Raw genomic sequence first — 17,394 nt, forward strand, 5'->3', positions numbered from 1 at the left:
ACGGCCAATTAGCATTCGGGTTGCCACAGAAAAGCAATAGCTGGTGGGAAAATTCTGTTCATGATTAAATGTTCTGCTGCGTCGACTCTGATCCTTGGTGCATTGTTCGCTTCGTCCACCGCATCATACGCGGAGGAAACCGGTTTATTCAGATTGACCGACCGCGGATCACCTGTTGGCATCAATGCGCGCGAACCATCACTCGCACCCTTGTCGGATGGCAGGGTTTTACTGAGCTGGACCGAAGAAAGCGGAACCGAAGCGGAAGTTCGCATGGCCATCCTCAACGGCAGTGAGTGGTCGGACGTCCGCACAATTAATGTATCGTCAAAGACTTACATCAACTGGGCCGACTTCCCTTCGGTAGTGGCGCTTGCTGGTGGCGGTTTGGCGGCACAATGGCTAGAGCTGAATGGACCGGGCGATTACCAATACGACGTCAAAATCGCTTTTTCCAAAGATGAAGGCAGAAGCTGGACGGACCCGATTGTCCCTCACGATGACAGGTCCCAACGTGAGCATGGTTTTGTTTCGTTGGTACCCGACCAGTTCGGCGGATTGACGGCTTTATGGCTGGATGGCCGCGAGTATGACAGTCAGACGGAAGGCGAGAGCTTCGAGAATGCGATGCAGTTGCGCGCGCGGCAGATCAACTCCGACGGGACGTTGAATGCAGAAAGCTTGTTGGATGTGCGCACCTGTACGTGTTGTCAGACGTCCGCAGCCCGGACAGGCTCGGGCGACATAGTGGCCGTCTATCGTGACCGAACCGCAGATGAAATTCGCGATATATCGGCTGTCCGGCAGGCCGACGGGGAGTGGACGGAGCCCGCCACGATCCATAACGACGGATGGGAAATCGCCGGATGCCCCGTCAATGGCCCGGCCATTGATACCATGGGCGACAGGATTTCCGTTATCTGGTTCACGGCAGCCGAGAACGAGCCGAAGGTTCGTATCGCCTTTTCGGACGATGGCGGTGCGCAGTTCGACGAACCGCTCCGCATTGACCTCGGCGCAGCCGCAGGTCGGGTGGACGTCCTGCAATTTGCAGATGGCAGCGCATTGGCGCTCTGGATCGAATATGTGGGAGGCGGTGAAGCGATCGTCATGTGCCACGTAACGCCAGATGCCGGATGTGTCGCGCCTCAGGCGCTCCACATCAATCGAGGCGGCGGATCGGTCGGTTTTCCGAGGATGGCGCTTGGCGGAACCGGGGCGTTTGTGGCCTGGACGCAACCAATCAGCGGCGCGGACGGCAGTACCACCATTCGCGTCGTTGAAGTCGCTCTGACGCCATAGGTTTCAAGCATTCATCTCGATTCCCAATGCCTCTTTAATGCTGTTGCCCTTATTCTGCGGCCTGCCCGAGGGCCAAATCAGGCGCTGTACCGGCCTTCTTGAGGCTCCAGCCTTTGATGATGGCATAAACCGCCGGAATGACGATCAGGGTCAGCAAAGTTGACGACACCATCCCGCCGATCATTGGAACGGCGATGCGCTGCATGATCTCGGACCCGGTGCCATGCGCCCATAGGATCGGCATCAGGCCGGCCATGATTGCGACAACTGTCATCATCTTGGGGCGAACGCGGTCTACTGCACCCACCATGATCGCGGCGTAGAGTTCGTCGCGGGTCAGGTCGCGGCCGCCCGCGCGGTCACGCGCTTCATTCAACGCCTGATCGAGATAGATCAACATGATCACACCGGTTTCAGCCGCCACCCCGGCCAGCGCGATAAACCCGACGGCCACCGCAACCGACATGTTGAAGCCCATGAACCACATCAGCCAAATGCCGCCCACTAGCGCGAAGGGCAGCGACAGCATCACGATCAGCGTTTCCGTCAGACGGCGGAAGTTCAGGTAAAGCAGCAGAAAGATCAGCGCCAGCGTTAACGGCACAACTGTGGCCAGCCGCTGTTTCGCACGTTCAAGGTACTCGAACTGCCCGCTCCAGCCCAAGGAATAGCCGGGGGGCAGGGTGACGGACGCCGCGACCGCCGCCTGGGCTTCGGCCACGAAGCCACCCAGATCGCGTCCGACGATATCGACGAAGATATAGACGGCAAGCTGTCCGTTTTCGGTGCGGATCGAAGTGGCCCCACGGGTGCGTTCGATGGTGGCTACGTCCCCAAGTGGAATTGTGCCACCGCCCGGCAGCGCCACTTGAACCTCGCGTCCGATGGCCTCCGGATCGGACCTCAGTGTCGCCGGATAGCGCACTGCGACGTCGTAGCGCTCGCGGCCCTCGACGGTCTGCGTGATGGCCTTGGCCCCCAATGCCATGCCGATCACCTCCTGCACATCCTGCACCGACAGACCGTAGCGGCCGAGCGCTGTACGATCCGGGGTGATGTCAAGGTAATAGCCGCCGATCACCCGTTCGGCATAGGCGCTGGTCGTTCCAGGCACCGTGCGGACCACGGCTTCCACCTCACGGGCGACCTTTTCCATCTCGGTCAGGCTGGAACCGAAGACCTTGATCCCCACTGGTGTGCGGATGCCGGTGGCCAGCATATCAATGCGTGCCCGAATCGGCATCGTCCAGGCGTTCGATACGCCGGGAAATTGCAGCGCGGCATCCATTTCCTGTCGCAGGCTTTCAATGGTCACACCGGGACGCCATTCGTCTTCCGGGCGGAGCTGGATGATCGTCTCGAACATCTCCGTCGGTGCCGGGTCGGTTGCAGTCAGCGCGCGGCCTGCTTTACCAAAAACCGACAGCACTTCGGGGAAGGTCTTGATGATGCGGTCCTGGGTCTGCATCAAGTCGGCGGCCTTGGTGACCGACAGCCCGGGCAGCGTGGTCGGCATGTACATAAGTGTGCCCTCGTTCAGGACGGGCATGAATTCAGACCCCAGCTGGCGCGCGGGCCAGATGGTGATTACCAGTGCCGCAATGGCCACGATGATCGTGAGGCTCTTAGCCTTCAACACGGCGCCGATAATCGGGCGGTAGACCGCGATCAGCACGCGGTTTACCGGATTCCTGTGTTCAGGGATGATCCGACCCCGCACGAAAACCACCATCAACGCAGGCACCAGCGTCAGCGACAGGAACGCCGCCGACGCCATTGCAAACGTCTTGGTATAGGCCAGCGGGCCGAACATACGTCCCTCCTGTCCTTCCAGCGCAAAGATCGGCAGAAACGAGACGGTGATGATCAGCAAGCTGAAGAATAGCGCGGGGCCGACCTCGCTTGCCGCTTCGATCAGCACCTGGATGCGTGGCTTGTCAGGGGCGGCCCGTTCGAGGTGTTTGTGCGCATTTTCGATCATCACAATGGCCGCGTCGATCATCGTGGAGGGCCCCCACGAGGTGGTCCATTCAAACTGTTAGTGCATGACCGGCTTCTGGTCCATCGGGATGAAGCTCTCCGGGGCAGGTGGCCGGTAGCCAAGGGCGCTGTGCGGGCGCACGGTGTTGTAGTGGCGCCGCCACTGCTCGATGAGGATCTGGGCCTCGCGGTGGAGGGCCCCCACGAGGTGGTCCATTCAAACTGTTAGTGCATGACCGGCCTCTGGTCCATCGGGATGAAGCTCTCCGGGGCAGGTGGCCGGTAGCCAAGGGCGCTGTGCGGGCGCACGGTGTTGTAGTGGCGCCGCCACTGCTCGATGAGGATCTGGGCCTCGCGGAGCGAAAAGAAGATCTCCCCATTCAGCAGCTCATCGCGGAATCGGGCGTTGAAGCTCTCGCAGTAGCCATTCTCCCACGGTGATCCGGGTTCGATGAATGCGGTCTTGGCGCCGACGGCGGCGATCCAGTCCCGTACCTTCTCAGCGATGAACTCGGGGCCGTTGTCGGAGCGGATGAACTCGGGTGGCCCCCGCAGGATGAAGAGATCCGTCAGCGCGTCGACGACGTCGGTCGAGTTGAGCTTGCGATCGACACGGATCGTCAGCGCCTCCTTCGTGAACTCATCGATGATGTTCAGTGTGCGGAAGATCCTTCCGTCGTGGGTTCGATCCTGGACGAAGTCATAGCTCCAGACGTGGTTGCGGCGTTCCGGCCGGAGCCGGACGCACGAACCGTCGTTCAGCCAGAGCCGGCCCTTCTTCGGTTGCTTCTGCGGGACTTTCAGCCCTTCGCGCCGCCAGATCCGCTCGACCCGCTTGTGGTTCACATGCCAGCCGGATTGGTTGAGCATGCCGGTGATCATCCGGTAGCCGTACCGGCCGTACTTGCGGGCCAACTCGATGATGTCGTCGGTCAGGCGCTCTTCATCCGGCTGGCCTTGCGGGATCTTGCGCTGGGTCGAGCGGTGCTGGCCAAGAGCGCGGCAGGCCCGGCGTTCGGAGACACCGTGAACCTGCCGCACGTGGTCGATGCACCGCCGGCGGCGCGAAGGGCTCAGAAGTTTCCCTGTGCCGCCTCCGTCAGGATCAGCTTGTCCAGCGTCAGGTCAGACACTGCACGTCGCAGCCGCTGGTTCTCCTTCTCAAGCTCCTTCAGGCGTTTCAGCTGATCACGGCCCATCCCGCCGTAAAGCTTCCGCCAGCGGTAGTACGTCTGCTGCGTGACGCCGATCTGGCGGACGGCGTCCGCGATCGACATTCCCTGGCCCTGCAGCACCTCAACCTGGCGCAGCTTCGAGACGATCTCCTCCGGCTTCGGTCGTTTCCCTGCCATTCCCTGGTCCTCCTGAAATCGGGCTCATCCGAACCCTCCAAGTGGACCACTTCAATGGGGGCGCTCCAGTATCGGCAATACGAAACAGCGTTTCGCCAGCCTCGGACATCATGCCTTCGACGGCCATTCGTTCCAGAACCACGCCCGACCGCGGTGCCATCAGGCTGATTTGCACCGGCGCACGCCTGTCCGCCGCGATCTTGTCGATCACTGACACGGGAACACCCAAGTTTGCCAGCCTTTGACGGCTGCCTTCCACGCGCCCTTCACCACTTCGCAGGTCCGAAACATACTGTGCGGCCGCCGAGACGATATCCGGAGAATAGAGCATCGCCAGCGGTTCGCCCGCTTCAACGATTGATCCGGTCGTTACATCCTCAACTTCTTCGATGAAAGCATCCGCACGCAATGAAATGACGCTAACTCGACGCTCATCTAGCGCGACGATCCCCGGCGCTCGAACCGTCGTTGCCATGGGCTTGAGCACCGCAACTGACGTACGTACGCCGGTGCGCTGTAGTTTGCCGGGCGATACGGTCACCGATCCGGCATCGTTTGCCTCATCGGCAAAAACGGGAAGGTAGTCCATGCCCATGGAATCCTGCTTTGGCACCGGAGACGTATCAGGCAGGCCCATCGGATGCCGGTAGTAGAGAACGGTTCGTTCGCCAATTTTCGCCTCTAGGGGGTTGGGCGCCTCTGGGTTAAACGACACATCTTCGCTTGCCAGCACCGGCAGAAACGCCTTGCCATCGACGGTGTCGGTCGGCACCGCGGACCATTCTGCAAGACCGTCAGGGTGTCGATAGTAGATAATCGGGCCCATCGCCGATCGGATTTCGGCCGGCATCGCATCAGCTTCACGTCCCAAAAGTGCTGTGAACTGCGTCTGCGCCACATCCGTCAGCATCGCAGGCGTCCAGCCTTTGCCGCCCGCCGCAAGGCCAACCCATCCAGCCGCGCTGCCAACGACGGCGATCAGCACCAGTTTGCCAAAGGCGCTCATGGCTGTACCTCGATCACGATCTGTGCCTGAACGGTTTCCATCTCGCCCTGCACCTTGGCCGCAACGGAAAAGCGCCAGTTTCCGTCCATCGTCAGATCGGCAGAGAAGCGATAGAGACCCGGCTCTTCGCCGGGTAACGCCAAGACCGGTGAAGTCATCGTCTCCATCCCGTCCGGCGCCATATCCAGCCTTGTGGCAAAGATGACGGCGCCCTCCACGGGCGCATTGGTGCGGGTATCAATCAGACGAACTTCTAGAACCGCATCGTCTCCTAAGGGATAAGTCGTCTCGACAAGAACGAGAATGTAATCAGATGCAGCGGCCTGTGCCACCGGCACGGAAAGCTGGGCTGCGACCACGAGGGCAGCAAGGGCGCTGTGAATATAACGGGGCATGATACGCCTGTATTGACGGGCAACGGGAACGCCGACCATCGTATCGACCTGGAACTGGTCTAAACGTTACATCGGCGCGCGGCTGTTGGTGCGACTGGCACCAGAACCGCTATGCTTTGGGCGGTCTTTGCAATCCGCCGTCCGCCTGTTGCAGAATCGCCGTTGCCTCAGTCCGCACGTACCCGGCACGTCCGGACCGAGGCAGGTTCGCCAGGATCACTCGTTCGAGCTCGGCCACGATCGGGGCCACACGACATTGCGTCGTAGAAATGCAGGCAGCGTCGCATTCCGGCATGTCCGGGCAGTCGTTCGGGCAGCAATCGCTCTGCATAGCCATAGCAGGCGCTGGGTCCACACTTGAAATGGACGCAAGATTGATTTGCACCAGAACAGCGCCAACCAACAGAGCAACCAGAAAAAGGCGCGTTTTGAATAACATGCAGCATGCTATGCTGAAGTTCTCATAGATCAGCAATACACGTTTTGCTGAAATAGAAGTGTCGTCCAGCTTCACGCTCAATACGCGGATCGTCTAAAGCCTCAATCGCCGTAGTCTGAGCGCGTTCGCGATGACCGAGACCGACGAGAGGCTCATTGCGGCGGCGGCGAACATGGGCGACATCAACAGCCCGAATACCGGGTAGAGCACGCCCGCGGCTAAGGGCACACCGAGCGTATTGTAGGCAAAGGCCCAGAACAGGTTCTGGCGTATGTTACGGATCGTCGCCACGGCCAGCGTCCGTGCCTTGACGATACCGTTCAAATCGCCGCGCAAGAGAGTGATGCCCGCGCTTTCAACCGCCACGTCCGCACCCGTGCCCATGGCAAGGCCGACATCCGCTGCCGCGAGGGCAGGCGCGTCGTTGACACCATCGCCGGCCATGGCGACCTTTTTGCCATTCGCGTGAAGCTCGTCCACCAGTGCCTTTTTGTCTTCCGGGAGAACGCCGGCCCGGACTTCGTCGATGCCAAGACGCTGCGCCACAGCCCTTGCTGTGCGTTCGTTATCACCCGTAGCCATGATTATCCGCAGGCCCGCCTCGTGCAATTCCTTGATGGCCTCGGCCGTCGTTTCCTTGATCGGGTCGGCGACCGCGACGATGCCGGACAGTTTTCCGTCTATGGCCACTAACATGGCCGTCTTGCCTTCGCTGCGCAGAACATCCGCTGCCTCCTCTGCTGCGGAGGTGTCGAGGGACATGTCGCGCATCATCGCGGTGTTGCCAAGCGCGACGGCTCGGCCCGAGACGGTTCCGCTCACACCCTTGCCGGTCACGGCTTCGAAGTTCTCGGCATTGCCGACTTTGATACCTCTCTCTTTCGCGCCTTCGACGATGGCCTCTGCCAGCGGGTGCTCGGAGCCTTTTTCCAAGGCAGCCGCGAGGGTCAGAATGGTTTCTTCGGACTCGTCGTCCAAAGCGTTCACATCGGTTAGCGTCGGCTTGCCTTCGGTCAGGGTGCCGGTCTTATCGACGATCAGCGTATCGACCTTGGCCATGCGTTCCAGCGCTTCGGCGTCCTTGATCAGGACACCCGCCTGCGCACCGCGACCTGCGGCCGTCGTGATCGAAATCGGGGTCGCCAGACCCAGAGCACAGGGGCAGGCGATGATCAGCACTGACACCGCCGAGGCGATAGCAAAGACGAGTGCCGGTTCGGGCCCGAAGCCGAGCCAAGCGGCGAAGGAAAGGATGGCGACCACGACAACGGTCGGCACGAAATAGGAAGAAACCTGGTCCGCGAGCCCCTGGATCGGTGCACGGGATCGCCGCGCGTTCGAGACCATCTCGACGATCTGACTCAGCATCGTGTCGGCCCCCACTCGGGCGGCTTCTATGACAAGCGAGCCGTTCTTGTTGATCGTGCCGCCGGTGACCGTATCGCCGGGGCCTTTTTCGACTGGCATTGGCTCGCCAGTGATCATGCTCTCGTCGATGGAAGACGTGCCGTCAATGACCTTGGCGTCGACGGGGACCGCGTCGCCCGGGCGAACCCTTAAGCGATCTCCCTCCACGATGTTTTCCAGCGGTGCGTCGTATTCGGTGCCGTCGGGCAGGATACGCCGCGCGGTTTTCGGCGTTAGATCGAGCAGTGCCCGGATGGCATTGCCGGTCCGTTCACGCGCCCGCAATTCCAGAACCTGCCCGACGAAAATCAGAGTGATGATGACGACGGCAGCTTCAAAATAGGTGCCGACACCCGCGCCCATTCGGTACTCGTCCGGAAACACACCAGGAAGGAACGTGGCGACCAGCGAATAGAGATATGCCGCGCCGACACCAATCGCGATCAGCGTCCACATGTTGGGTGAGCGGTTCACGATCGACGCCCAACCCCGCACGAAAAACGGCTTCGCCGCCCACAGCACGATCGGCGTCGCCAACACAAACTCGATGTATGTCGCCAGCCGATGTCCGATCCAGTCCCGGACCGGCAAACCGACCAGCTCTCCCATAGTCAGGATAACCAGAGGAACGGCCGCGGCGGCACTGATCCACATTCGGCGGGTAAAGTCGGTCAGTTCTTCGCTGGGTTCATCCGACGGCACCATCGGTTCAAGCGCCATGCCGCAGATCGGACAGGCGCCGGGCTCGTCACGAACTATCTCGGGGTGCATTGGGCAGGTGTACTGAGTCCCGGCTTTCGGGGTCATGCTGTGATCCGATGCCGTACCTGAGGCATAGTAGATCGGATCGGCCTCGAACCTGGTCTGGCACTTATCGGAGCAGAAGTAGAAGGTTTCACCGTCATAATCCGCCTGACGGGCCTCCGGAGACATAGTGACGGACATGCCGCAAACTGGATCCTTGGCCTGATCGGATGACTGCTCTCGCGGGTGCGGTTCTGTTACCTGTATCATGCTCTAGCCCTCCAAAATGATGCCGACTCCTAAGATGAAGCTTCCATCAACTGGAAGGTCAAGCTTGGATTGCTGATTAGCGAAGGAAAGCTGATTGATACTGCCAATATATTACATAAACTTCATTATGCGTCGTTATACTTAGTGTTGCGAGAGTATATTATTGTATGTATGCTGAACTCCTGTCACGGAGGCTCCACAGCATGCGCCATTTACTCAAGAAGCTCCTCCCCCCGGTCGCGGTCGCTTTGACCGTGACAGGTTTTTCGCTGCCGTTACCCGCCCGCGCGCAGACGTACCCGATCGATTGCGCGATCCTTCTGTGCCTGTCTGGCGGCTGGCCTGCTTCCGTGCCATGCGCCAGAGCTCGAGCCGAATTCATCCGACGCATTACGCCTTGGCCGGTGGAACCTCCGCTTCAAATCTGGCGCTGTCCTATGGGCGCTTCCTTTGAGACCGCTCCAGCACCAAACAGTTCAGACCGCATCTTTGAAGCGTTCTTCCAGTACAACGGCACTGGTCCGCGACAATCCTTTCCAGCGCACGATACCGCTGACCCAATTGCGGCCGCTTGGCGCACCTCAGAAGCCCCAGACTACCTTGTTCCCGCCGAGCAGGCCCTCCGGCTCGTTCAAGATCGCGCGGACATTGATATCAGCGGACCTGAGTTCAACTTCGTGCGGTCCATCCGCGTCTTTGATGTCCGGTATGCGCGACAGCACGAATCCGGACGCGACGGCGACTGCAACCGTAGTGCCACCGTGGTCCTCGGCACATATGGAACGCAAGGTGACTTCGCCTGGCAGAGGTCCTCCATAACCGCCCTACCAGCCGCCCATGCCGGTCTCGAACGATGGGGCCAGAATTGCCCCGGTATCTATCATCGATCCGTTTTCGTCGACTGGCGTGACTACGAGGGCAACTACGGCTTTGAACAGGTGAACTACTGAACTTAAGCAAAATGGCTCGGACTGTAAGATTGGTTTCGCGGACATGTGCAATGCCACCTCGCGCGTTAGTCGTCGCAGTGCGGTTTGGCATTTCGGCAAACGCCGCAGGGTAGCCCTCCTCACCCGCCCTCGTCTCTTCCGATCCGCATGAGCGCCTCGAAGTCGATTTCTTGCTTCTGTTCGTCACTTATATCAGGCCGGATTTTCGATACCGGCTGGGGTCCATGGACGTCCCACATCACCGCGTGCGCGCCTGTAGTCCAGCTATAAACCCAACCAACAACGCTGCGCCCGTCGGTCCCGATCAGATTGGCAATCGCGACGCCTTCACCATTATCATCGTCCACTGTTTACTGACTTCCTGCACTTTGGCGCTGCAATCGCGGCATCGTGTTCCCAGGCTTCGCCTGCACAGCATGACGCAATTGGTGGATGTTGGCTAACTGCTCTTCCTTGAGGTAGCGGATTTCACGAAGGGACATCCAAAGCGGTACGCCCCAAATTTGCATTTTTCTCAAATTCTGTGGTCGGGCTCCGTGGCGGCGTCGACGATCGCCAGAACCTTGAAGGGGTCAAAGCCGATGGCGCGGGCGAGAACGACCAGTTCGACGACGTCGACCCGGCGCTGGCCGCTTTCAATTCGCGCCACGAGGGATTGATGGCACTTGAGCTTGATCGCCAAGTCCTCCTGACCGAGGCCCGCCTTGATGCGGGCGTCGACCAATGCTTGGCAGAGTGCCATCTGTCCCGTGCTTCTGATTGTTTTTGCCACGCGTCACATACCTTTTGTGACGTCGCTAGCGGATGAAATCTGTTATCTAAAAAGTAGATATATGAGGGTGTTATCGGCGTCTGGTTTCCATGGGCTGCAAGTCTGATGGTCCCGAGGTTGCCCATCAATCCCCTACCAATTGCAGAAATCGGCCATAGTCCTCGCTGACTTCGCGCGCTTCCTCGAAAGCGCGGGCGCGTTCGCTGTCGAGGCAACGGAAGTAGCTCTGGATATCCTGGATGTAGTCTTCGAAATCGCCACGGATGATGTCCGCATAGTCCCGCGCCGCCTGCGAATCGCTTGGCAGGAAAGGACGGGCCGGGGCGAAGCAGGATTCCGCCAAAACCGGCCAGGGAACGCAGATTAGAAGGACTATAGCTTGCAATTGGAGCAGGCATGTCAACCTTGGGTTTCTCAAACCTGTTATCTCCTTGATCGCAGACACTGGCCGTGACTAGTGTTTGCGCAACCAAACTACAGCTAAAGCACGATATTACATCTTGCGGTTGATAGTATACTATCGTAACTCTGGGCTTCAAGTGGGAATGCCTAGGGTCGCGCCATTGGAGAAAGCGTGAGCCGGGCCATGAACTGGGACATCGAAGCACCGAATGTGGTTACGGAAGCCAGGTTCCGCGAGCTCGTGGAAAGCGGCTATAGCGCAGAAATCCTGTGCCAGGAGTCAGCACACAAGAAGGGCCCCAGCTATTACGGGGTCTGGATCATGCGCGTCGTGTCGGACGAGGGTGTCGAAAAGCTTCTCGTCACTGCCCGCACCCGAACGACCTACAACGACATCAAGATCCGCGAGTTCAAGACCGTCTCCGGCGTGGTGTCTTTCTTTCTGGGTCTCGGCTTTGCGCATGTCGACCTACCCCTCGTCGCAGGCACAAGCCGGAGCCACAAGCTCTCCTCAGCCGACAAAACTGCCTCGACCAAGACCCCGTCAGACAAGAGCGCTGACAGCTAACCTCCTCTGGCTGCTGGCCACACCGGCCACGGCGCAGATGGTGCTGGTGATGGAGAGCGACGGCTCTCTTACCCCGTCCCGCTCACAAGACAGCTTCGCGCGCCATTACCAGGATGGGATTGCCATGGGTCCGGGAACCCGGGCCTTGGCGATCCTTGGGACAGGGGATGCTTCGGGAGGTCCTGACACTGATCAGTCTGCAGGGTTCAAACGCTCCCCCGCCCGGCCAAGCCCCGAGGTGCTGGCGGCGATCGAAGCGACGGGGCTGCGCTATGCCAGCCATCCCGGTCTGCGCCGCGCCGCGCTTTCCGTCACTGACTGGCTCAGTCTCTACCGGGCAAACATCGAGGTTGAAAGTGCCTACCGGCAAGAGGCTGTCTCGACCGCAGGGGCGATTGGTCTCGGACAGCTCATGCCCGGGACCGCAGAGGAGCTTGGCGTCGACCCGAACGATCCCATCGAGAACCTTGATGGCTCAGCCCGCTACCTCGTCTTGATGCTGCGCGAATTCGGCAACCCGCAGCTGGCACTGGCCGCCTACAACGCCGGGCCGGACGCTGTGCGCCAATACGGTGGCATTCCCCCTTACCGAGAAACCCAGAACCACGTGGCCCGCGTCATGGCTGTCGTGGCCCGATTGGAAGGATCGAATTCATGAAACAGATTTCAAACCTCTTTGTCGCCTCGCTGGCGCTATTCCTGCTGATTGCCGAACCCGCCCTCGCCCAGAGCATTGATCTCTCCCCGATCCAAAGCTTGTTGCAGGGCATTGTCGATGCGCTGACCGGCCCACTTGGCGTTGTCATCGCGACGCTTGCCGTTCTCGGGGTCTTTCTCAGCTGGTTCTTCAACATCATCGATCTGCGCCAAGCCCTCTGGGTCCTCGTGGGCATCGCTGGTGTTGCCGCCGCCCCCACCATCGTTGCCGCGGTCTTTGCCGGTGGCTGAGCGCGCGCCTCTCTTTCTCGGCCTCGTGCGCCCGCCGAAGCTTCTGGGCCTGCCCATCATGTACGCGATGGTCTGGCTCTTCGGTTCGGTGCTCTTGTTCGTCTGGGTCCAGCACATCGCGGTATTGGGTGTCGCCGCCCTTCTTTATCCGGTGCTGTGGAAGGCCGCAGATTGGGACCCGCGTTTCATCGACGTGATGATGACGGCCCTGCAGGAGACACCGCCCACGCGTAATAGGTCCATTCATGGCGGGGACAGCTATGCCCCGTGATGACGCCCGTGATGCTGCGCTCGATGCCCGCACGATGACGCCGGAATGGTATGCGCGCGAGATACGCCTTGCGCATATGCTGCCCTATGTCAGCCTCGTCGATGACCAGACCGTACGGACCCGGGTCAACGAGCTCTTCCGCTGCATCCGGCTCGAGGGGATCAACAGCTACACGACGGACGATGCCTATCTCGGCAAGGTGACGGCGCTCTTTGCCCGCATCGTCGCGCAGCTTGGGCCGGAATTCAGCTATTACGTCCACAAGGTCTCCAAGGCCATCACACCGGATCTCGACCCGATCCGTGAGGACAGCTTCGCGGGAGAGGTCGACCGCCGCTGGCGCGCAAAACTCGCGACCAGCGGGCTGCGCGACAAGACCCTGACGCTCACCGTCATTCACCGCCCGCCCTCGAAAAGCCTCCTGCCGTTCCTCAGCCGCAGCGCGCCGGACCGCCTGAGAGAAGAGACCCGCAAACGCCTGCAGCGACTGGGCGAGGCCGTGAACGTCTTCCTCTCGGGGCTTACCGAGCTCAAGCCACGCCTGCTGTCAGCCGGATCGGGAGAGTTGGTGGGATTTTTGGGCGCGCTCAACACGGGCACCGAGCTGCCGCTCTACCCTGCAAACACCTACGGCTTTTTGTCCGTCAACGTCGCCAATACCCGCGTGACGTTTCACGGAGATCATTTCGAGCTTTCCGAAGGCGTCGTGGGCCACCGCTACGGCAAGAGCTTCACCATCGGAGAATACTCGGAAGGCACCTCCTGCACCATGTTCGACATGCTGAACCTGCCGGTCGACATGATCGTGACGCACTCCTTCACGCCGATCAATTCGAACCTCATGGCGGGCCGCATCAAGCGGCAAAAGCGCCAGATGCAGGCCAGCCAGGACGCAGCCCTCTCACTCCTGGAAGCCCTCGACATCGCCGCCGATGATCTCGAGGCCAAGCGCCAAAGCTTCGGCGAGCATCACATGGTCGTGACGCTCTTTTGCGACACGCTCGAAGAACTGCAAACCCTCAGCGCAGAGATCGTGAATGCCGCCGCGACCGAAGGCGTGAAGATGATCGGCGAGCGGGTCGCGGCCAAGGCGCATTACCTCAGCCAGCACGCCGGCAACCAGCCAAAGCGCGTCCGCGCCAGCGCCGTCACCAACCGCAACTTCGCGGATTTTGCGGCCTTCCACCGGACACAGCTCGGCAAACCTGCAGCACTTACCCCCTGGGGCCGGGTCGTCACCTATCTGCCCACGCCGGAGCAGAGCGCCTACCGGTTTTCCTATCACGAGCAGGGATCGCCCGACAAAGAACCGACCAGCGGGCATACCCTGATCATGGGACGGCCCGGTTCGGGCAAATCGGTGTTGTCGGCCTTCCTGATGACCCAGGCCCGTCGCGCAGGCGCACGGATCTTCGTCTTCGATTACCGTCTTGGTATGGAGATGGCCGTCCGCGCCAATGGCGGGCGGTACGCGTCGCTGAACGCCGGCCAGCCCACGGGCCTCAACCCGCTCTGGACCGAGACCGATGCGCGCGGCACGGCCTGGCTCTCGGACTGGCTCACAACGCTGCTCTACCGCGCTGACAAGCCCCTGACGCCCGCACAGACCAACCGCATCCAGGAAGTGGTGCGCCAAAACGCGCAGGCCACAAACCCGGCCCTGCGGAACTGGCGGGATTTCGCATCGCTTTTTGTGTCCACCGATGATGGCGGCGATCTGCACCAGCGCCTGCTCGAGTGGACCGAAGACGGCCGCTATGGCTGGATCTTCGGGCAGAGCCTTGAGGACACTTTTTCGCTCAAAGGCGATGTCGTGGGCTTCGATCTGACCGGCATTCTCGACAGCGAGGCCGACAAGGAACGGATGGCGGTCCTGTCCTATCTTTTCCGCCGGGTTGAGCGCGAGATCGAGGACCGCCGCCCCACCATCATCGTGATCGACGAGGCCTGGAAGGCGCTCGATAACGCATATTTCGCCGAACGGTTGTCGAACTGGCTCGTGACCGCACGCAAGCAGAACACCGTCGCGGTGATGATGACGCAATATGCCAGTCAACTTGAGCGCACCCGGACCGGCAAGACCATCGTCGAAGCCGTTCCGACGCAGATCCTGCTGCCAAATATCCGCGCGCAGCCTGCGGACTACGCCATGCTGAACCTCACGGAGAAGGAGCTCGACGTCCTTCTCAACACGGGCAGCAATAGCCGCCTCGCACTGATCCGCGACGATCAGGGCTCAATCGTCGTCGATGCCGATCTGAGCGCCCTTGGACCTAATCTCACCATCCTCGGCGGCATGGAAAAGGGAGAGGCGCTCGTCGGCGCCGATTACCGCGACCGCCCGGACTTCTGGAGGCTTTCATGATCCGTAAATGGCGTTTTGAGAATCCAACAAAAAAACCTGCATCGTTTTTCGCGTTCGAGCGAAGCGAGAGGCAGCGAACAAACGATTCAAGAGAATCTCGAAACGCCAAATTGTTGCTTCTCGCTGCGCTCGGCGTGCTGGCTTCCTGCGCGCAGTACCAGGAACCGCAGGCCAATTGCTTCACCTTCCTGGCCTCGACTGCACCCATAGCGCCAGATTGCACCTTCACGCCCCTCGGCGCACCGGAGGGTGACATTGAAGTGTAGCCTGCCTCAAATCCTCGCGCTTTGCCTGCTGCCCGGTCTCGCCTTGTCCCAAGGCTTGCCGACCAATGACAGCGGGCTGACAGCGCGCGATATCATCGAGACCGGCGACCGTGAGGCGGATCTGGCTGTGCAAGCAGACAAGCTCTCGGTGCGCGAACTCATCGCCGAGATCGAGCGCGAGCAACTGGCCACACTGCAGCGCATCCTCGATGCCCAGACCAGCTTCGGCGGTCAGGGCCTGCCTGCCATGGTCTCGGACCTAGACGGCGGCAGCGGCGATCCCGCACGTTCCGTCGAAGCGGTCTATGGTACGGGTGAGATCGATCCCAATCCCGGAGGCGCACAGATGTTCGGGGATGCCTCCGAGAACATCGAGCAGCTCATCATCCGCGTCGCTCAGGAAACCAGCGGTTTCGCAGGCGTGGGGCGCGCCGGACTGTCCCCGGTGCAGTGGCGCGCCCTGCTGCAGGCGCTCATCTGGCAGGAAAGCCGCTTCACGATTGGCGCGCGATCGCCTGTTGGGGCCTTTGGCCTTACCCAGATCATGCCGGGCACCGCCAGCGATTTGGGCATCAACCCGGAATACTATGAGAGCCCCTATCTGCAGGTACATGGCGGCGCGCGCTATCTCGCGGCTCAACTCAACACCTTCGATGGCAACATCATCAACGCCCTCGCGGCCTATAACGCCGGACCCGGCCGCGTGTTCGAATATGGGGGCGTGCCGCCCTTCGCTGAGACCCAGCACTACGTCCAAGTCATCCCCGAACGCTACAATCTCTACCTGAGCCGCATCGGCGGGATCGAAGCGCTAGGAACCATCGATCCGGCGCTTCTCGCCAATGCCAACCTCTCGCTCGCGAGTCATGGTGCAGCCTTTTATGGCAGCAACTCACCCGCCGCGATCCGGCAGGCCGCCCTGCGTATTGCGGATATCGTCGAGCGGATCTCTGAAACCGAAGACGTGCAGGAGAGCATCGCGCTCAACACCTATGCGCGCGCCGAACTCGTGCGTCTCGTCGCGGCCCGCATCCGGCTACAGGCGGCGCGCACCCGCGTCCTTTCCGCCGAAGAATTGGCCCAGGCCAGCGCGCGCATGGCCGAGGGTGCATTCATGGAATTCACGATCAGGGAGATAGACTGATGAGAGATTTACTCGTGAGGACGGCCTTGGCCACGACGCTTGGAATTGGCCTGCATCTCGGCACCCTGTCCCCTGCCCTGGCGCAAGGCGTGCCCGTCGTCGATACCCAGAACATCGCACAAAACATCCAGCAGCTCCGGCAGATGATCGAAGACGAGATCCTGCAAAACGAGCAGCTGACGCAGCTCCGCGAACAGCTTGCCACACTCACGGATCAACTCGCGGAGCTGCAAAGAACCTATGAAGCGCTCACTCGCCTTGCCGAGCTTCCAGAAATCATCCGCACCGAGATGGAAGACGAACTCAATGGCCTGCTCGACCAGGAGTTCGGCGACATCCTCGCCACGATTGAGGCGATCAAGACTGGGGATTTCTCGGGCCTCTCGGGCTCCGGCGCAGGCGAAATCGAAACCCAGATGGACCGGGTGCTGGCCGATCTTGGCTTCGATGAAGACACGCTCTCGGAAATGGCCACCAGCGGCAATCCCGGGGCCAACCGTGTGGCCACGCAGGCAACAACCGGCGCACTCGTTTCGGCCGCGGCCCAGAACAGCTACGAGGACGCCGGCCAATCGCTTGAGCGGGTAGACCGCCTTGTCGGGCTTATCGACGACATGGACGAATTAAAGGAAAGCATCGATCTCAACACGCGCGTGACGGCGGAACTGGCCATTGCGCTGGTCGCCATGTGGCAACTCGAAGCCATCCAAACCGTGGGCGACGGCACGGGCGGCGTGATTGATGCCGCCACCATCGCCGAAGAGCAGCGCTTCATGGATTTTACCTTGCCAGACCTCCGGGCAGACTGATCGT

Annotated in this window: 20 protein-coding genes and 1 pseudogene; 10 read left to right on the forward strand and 11 right to left on the reverse strand. The window is 60.7% G+C overall.

Going from position 1 to position 17,394, the window contains the following annotated elements:
* Positions 1–8: 8 nt before the first annotated feature.
* Positions 9–281 (reverse strand): hypothetical protein, encoded by a 273-nt coding sequence (locus tag BOO69_RS23465; RefSeq protein ID WP_237267634.1) that lies wholly within the window; start codon positions 279–281, stop codon positions 9–11.
* On the opposite strand from BOO69_RS23465, the gene BOO69_RS19670 reads away from it, so the two are divergent.
* Positions 274–1,302: a sialidase family protein gene (locus tag BOO69_RS19670; protein ID WP_237267635.1), complete on the forward strand. Its 1,029-nt coding sequence runs from the start codon at positions 274–276 to the stop codon at positions 1,300–1,302. The two genes, BOO69_RS23465 and BOO69_RS19670, sit on opposite strands and share 8 nt — an antisense overlap.
* Positions 1,303–1,351: 49 nt before the next feature.
* Here the strand turns inward: BOO69_RS19670 and BOO69_RS19675 are convergent.
* The 7 genes and pseudogenes from BOO69_RS19675 to BOO69_RS19705 all read right to left on the reverse strand — a co-directional run.
* Positions 1,352–3,304, reverse strand: a pseudogene (locus BOO69_RS19675) (efflux RND transporter permease subunit); the annotation flags it as partial.
* Positions 3,305–3,340: 36 nt separating this feature from the next.
* On the reverse strand, positions 3,341–3,487 hold the full coding sequence (locus tag BOO69_RS19680) for an integrase core domain-containing protein (protein ID WP_418361312.1): 147 nt from the start codon (positions 3,485–3,487) through the stop codon (positions 3,341–3,343).
* 20 nt (positions 3,488–3,507) lie between these two features.
* A protein-coding gene (locus BOO69_RS19685; RefSeq protein ID WP_156875009.1) for an IS3 family transposase occupies positions 3,508–4,634 on the reverse strand; the annotation gives its coding sequence in 2 pieces (ribosomal slippage) (positions 3,508–4,370 and positions 4,370–4,634; 1,128 coding nt in all).
* A complete protein-coding gene (locus BOO69_RS19695; protein WP_237267636.1) occupies positions 4,579–5,640 on the reverse strand; it encodes an efflux RND transporter periplasmic adaptor subunit in 1,062 nt (353 codons plus the stop codon). The genes BOO69_RS19685 and BOO69_RS19695 overlap by 56 nt, the downstream gene beginning before the upstream one ends.
* On the reverse strand, positions 5,637–6,074 hold the full coding sequence (locus BOO69_RS19700; RefSeq protein WP_237267637.1) for a FixH family protein: 438 nt from the start codon (positions 6,072–6,074) through the stop codon (positions 5,637–5,639). Before BOO69_RS19700 ends, BOO69_RS19695 begins: the two co-directional genes overlap by 4 nt.
* 70 nt (positions 6,075–6,144) lie before the next feature.
* Positions 6,145–6,549: a hypothetical protein gene (locus BOO69_RS23130; RefSeq protein ID WP_156875010.1), complete on the reverse strand. Its 405-nt coding sequence runs from the start codon at positions 6,547–6,549 to the stop codon at positions 6,145–6,147.
* Between the two features lie 18 nt (positions 6,550–6,567).
* The gene (locus BOO69_RS19705) at positions 6,568–8,895 is read right to left on the reverse strand and encodes a heavy metal translocating P-type ATPase (RefSeq protein WP_071974108.1); all 2,328 of its coding nucleotides are present in this window, start codon (positions 8,893–8,895) and stop codon (positions 6,568–6,570) included.
* A gap of 203 nt (positions 8,896–9,098) precedes the next feature.
* On the opposite strand from BOO69_RS19705, the gene BOO69_RS19710 reads away from it, so the two are divergent.
* Complete coding sequence (locus BOO69_RS19710; RefSeq protein WP_237267638.1) at positions 9,099–9,845, forward strand: hypothetical protein; 747 nt, start codon at positions 9,099–9,101, stop codon at positions 9,843–9,845.
* 119 nt (positions 9,846–9,964) lie between these two features.
* Here the strand turns inward: BOO69_RS19710 and BOO69_RS19715 are convergent, their stop codons facing one another.
* The 3 genes from BOO69_RS19715 to BOO69_RS19725 all read right to left on the reverse strand — a co-directional run bounded on the left by BOO69_RS19715 (position 9,965) and on the right by BOO69_RS19725 (position 10,993).
* Complete coding sequence (locus BOO69_RS19715; protein ID WP_009503808.1) at positions 9,965–10,192, reverse strand: hypothetical protein; 228 nt, start codon at positions 10,190–10,192, stop codon at positions 9,965–9,967.
* 167 nt (positions 10,193–10,359) lie between these two features.
* The gene (locus tag BOO69_RS19720) at positions 10,360–10,617 is read right to left on the reverse strand and encodes a helix-turn-helix domain-containing protein (RefSeq protein WP_071974110.1); all 258 of its coding nucleotides are present in this window, start codon (positions 10,615–10,617) and stop codon (positions 10,360–10,362) included.
* Between the two features lie 124 nt (positions 10,618–10,741).
* Positions 10,742–10,993 carry a hypothetical protein gene (locus tag BOO69_RS19725; protein ID WP_418361313.1) on the reverse strand — a complete coding sequence of 84 codons (252 nt, stop codon included), beginning with the start codon at positions 10,991–10,993 and terminating at the stop codon, positions 10,742–10,744.
* A 210-nt stretch (positions 10,994–11,203) separates the two neighbouring features.
* Here BOO69_RS19725 and BOO69_RS19730 point away from each other — a divergent pair, with 210 nt between their 5' ends.
* From BOO69_RS19730 to BOO69_RS19760, 8 genes are read left to right on the forward strand one after another with little or no spacing between them, the layout of a single operon-like run.
* Positions 11,204–11,587, forward strand: a complete 384-nt coding sequence (locus tag BOO69_RS19730) for a hypothetical protein (protein WP_071974111.1) — start codon at positions 11,204–11,206, stop codon at positions 11,585–11,587.
* A gap of 37 nt (positions 11,588–11,624) precedes the next feature.
* Entirely contained in the window at positions 11,625–12,245 is a 621-nt protein-coding gene (locus tag BOO69_RS19735) for a lytic transglycosylase domain-containing protein (protein ID WP_071974112.1), read from the forward strand.
* Positions 12,242–12,535, forward strand: coding sequence for a TrbC/VirB2 family protein (locus BOO69_RS19740; protein ID WP_009503803.1), 294 nt, complete (start codon positions 12,242–12,244; stop codon positions 12,533–12,535). The genes BOO69_RS19735 and BOO69_RS19740 overlap by 4 nt, the downstream gene beginning before the upstream one ends.
* On the forward strand, positions 12,528–12,806 hold the full coding sequence (locus tag BOO69_RS19745) for a VirB3 family type IV secretion system protein (RefSeq protein ID WP_012187324.1): 279 nt from the start codon (positions 12,528–12,530) through the stop codon (positions 12,804–12,806). The genes BOO69_RS19740 and BOO69_RS19745 overlap by 8 nt, the downstream gene beginning before the upstream one ends.
* On the forward strand, positions 12,796–15,171 hold the full coding sequence (locus BOO69_RS19750) for a VirB4 family type IV secretion/conjugal transfer ATPase (RefSeq protein WP_071974113.1): 2,376 nt from the start codon (positions 12,796–12,798) through the stop codon (positions 15,169–15,171). The genes BOO69_RS19745 and BOO69_RS19750 overlap by 11 nt, the downstream gene beginning before the upstream one ends.
* On the forward strand, positions 15,168–15,437 hold the full coding sequence (locus BOO69_RS23135) for a hypothetical protein (protein ID WP_156875011.1): 270 nt from the start codon (positions 15,168–15,170) through the stop codon (positions 15,435–15,437). The genes BOO69_RS19750 and BOO69_RS23135 overlap by 4 nt, the downstream gene beginning before the upstream one ends.
* A 55-nt stretch (positions 15,438–15,492) precedes the next feature.
* Entirely contained in the window at positions 15,493–16,581 is a 1,089-nt protein-coding gene (locus BOO69_RS19755) for a lytic transglycosylase domain-containing protein (RefSeq protein ID WP_071974114.1), read from the forward strand.
* Positions 16,581–17,390 carry a type IV secretion system protein gene (locus BOO69_RS19760; protein ID WP_071974115.1) on the forward strand — a complete coding sequence of 270 codons (810 nt, stop codon included), beginning with the start codon at positions 16,581–16,583 and terminating at the stop codon, positions 17,388–17,390. Before BOO69_RS19755 ends, BOO69_RS19760 begins: the two co-directional genes overlap by 1 nt.
* The last annotated feature ends 4 nt before the right edge of the window (positions 17,391–17,394 follow it).

Source organism: Sulfitobacter alexandrii, from assembly GCF_001886735.1.
Classification (GTDB): domain Bacteria; phylum Pseudomonadota; class Alphaproteobacteria; order Rhodobacterales; family Rhodobacteraceae; genus Sulfitobacter; species Sulfitobacter alexandrii.

Coding starts and splice junctions, on each gene's coding strand:
- BOO69_RS19670 (WP_237267635.1), top strand. CDS start 274: ATGGCCATCCTCAACGGCAGTGAGTGGTCGGACGTCCGCACAATTAAT.
- BOO69_RS23465 (WP_237267634.1), bottom strand. CDS start 281: ATGGCCATGCGAACTTCCGCTTCGGTTCCGCTTTCTTCGGTCCAGCTC.
- BOO69_RS19695 (WP_237267636.1), bottom strand. CDS start 5,640: ATGAGCGCCTTTGGCAAACTGGTGCTGATCGCCGTCGTTGGCAGCGCG.
- BOO69_RS19700 (WP_237267637.1), bottom strand. CDS start 6,074: ATGGTCGGCGTTCCCGTTGCCCGTCAATACAGGCGTATCATGCCCCGT.
- BOO69_RS19705 (WP_071974108.1), bottom strand. CDS start 8,895: ATGATACAGGTAACAGAACCGCACCCGCGAGAGCAGTCATCCGATCAG.
- BOO69_RS19710 (WP_237267638.1), top strand. CDS start 9,099: ATGCGCCATTTACTCAAGAAGCTCCTCCCCCCGGTCGCGGTCGCTTTG.
- BOO69_RS19730 (WP_071974111.1), top strand. CDS start 11,204: ATGAACTGGGACATCGAAGCACCGAATGTGGTTACGGAAGCCAGGTTC.
- BOO69_RS19735 (WP_071974112.1), top strand. CDS start 11,625: ATGGTGCTGGTGATGGAGAGCGACGGCTCTCTTACCCCGTCCCGCTCA.
- BOO69_RS19740 (WP_009503803.1), top strand. CDS start 12,242: ATGAAACAGATTTCAAACCTCTTTGTCGCCTCGCTGGCGCTATTCCTG.
- BOO69_RS19750 (WP_071974113.1), top strand. CDS start 12,796: ATGCCCCGTGATGACGCCCGTGATGCTGCGCTCGATGCCCGCACGATG.
- BOO69_RS23135 (WP_156875011.1), top strand. CDS start 15,168: ATGATCCGTAAATGGCGTTTTGAGAATCCAACAAAAAAACCTGCATCG.
- BOO69_RS19760 (WP_071974115.1), top strand. CDS start 16,581: ATGAGAGATTTACTCGTGAGGACGGCCTTGGCCACGACGCTTGGAATT.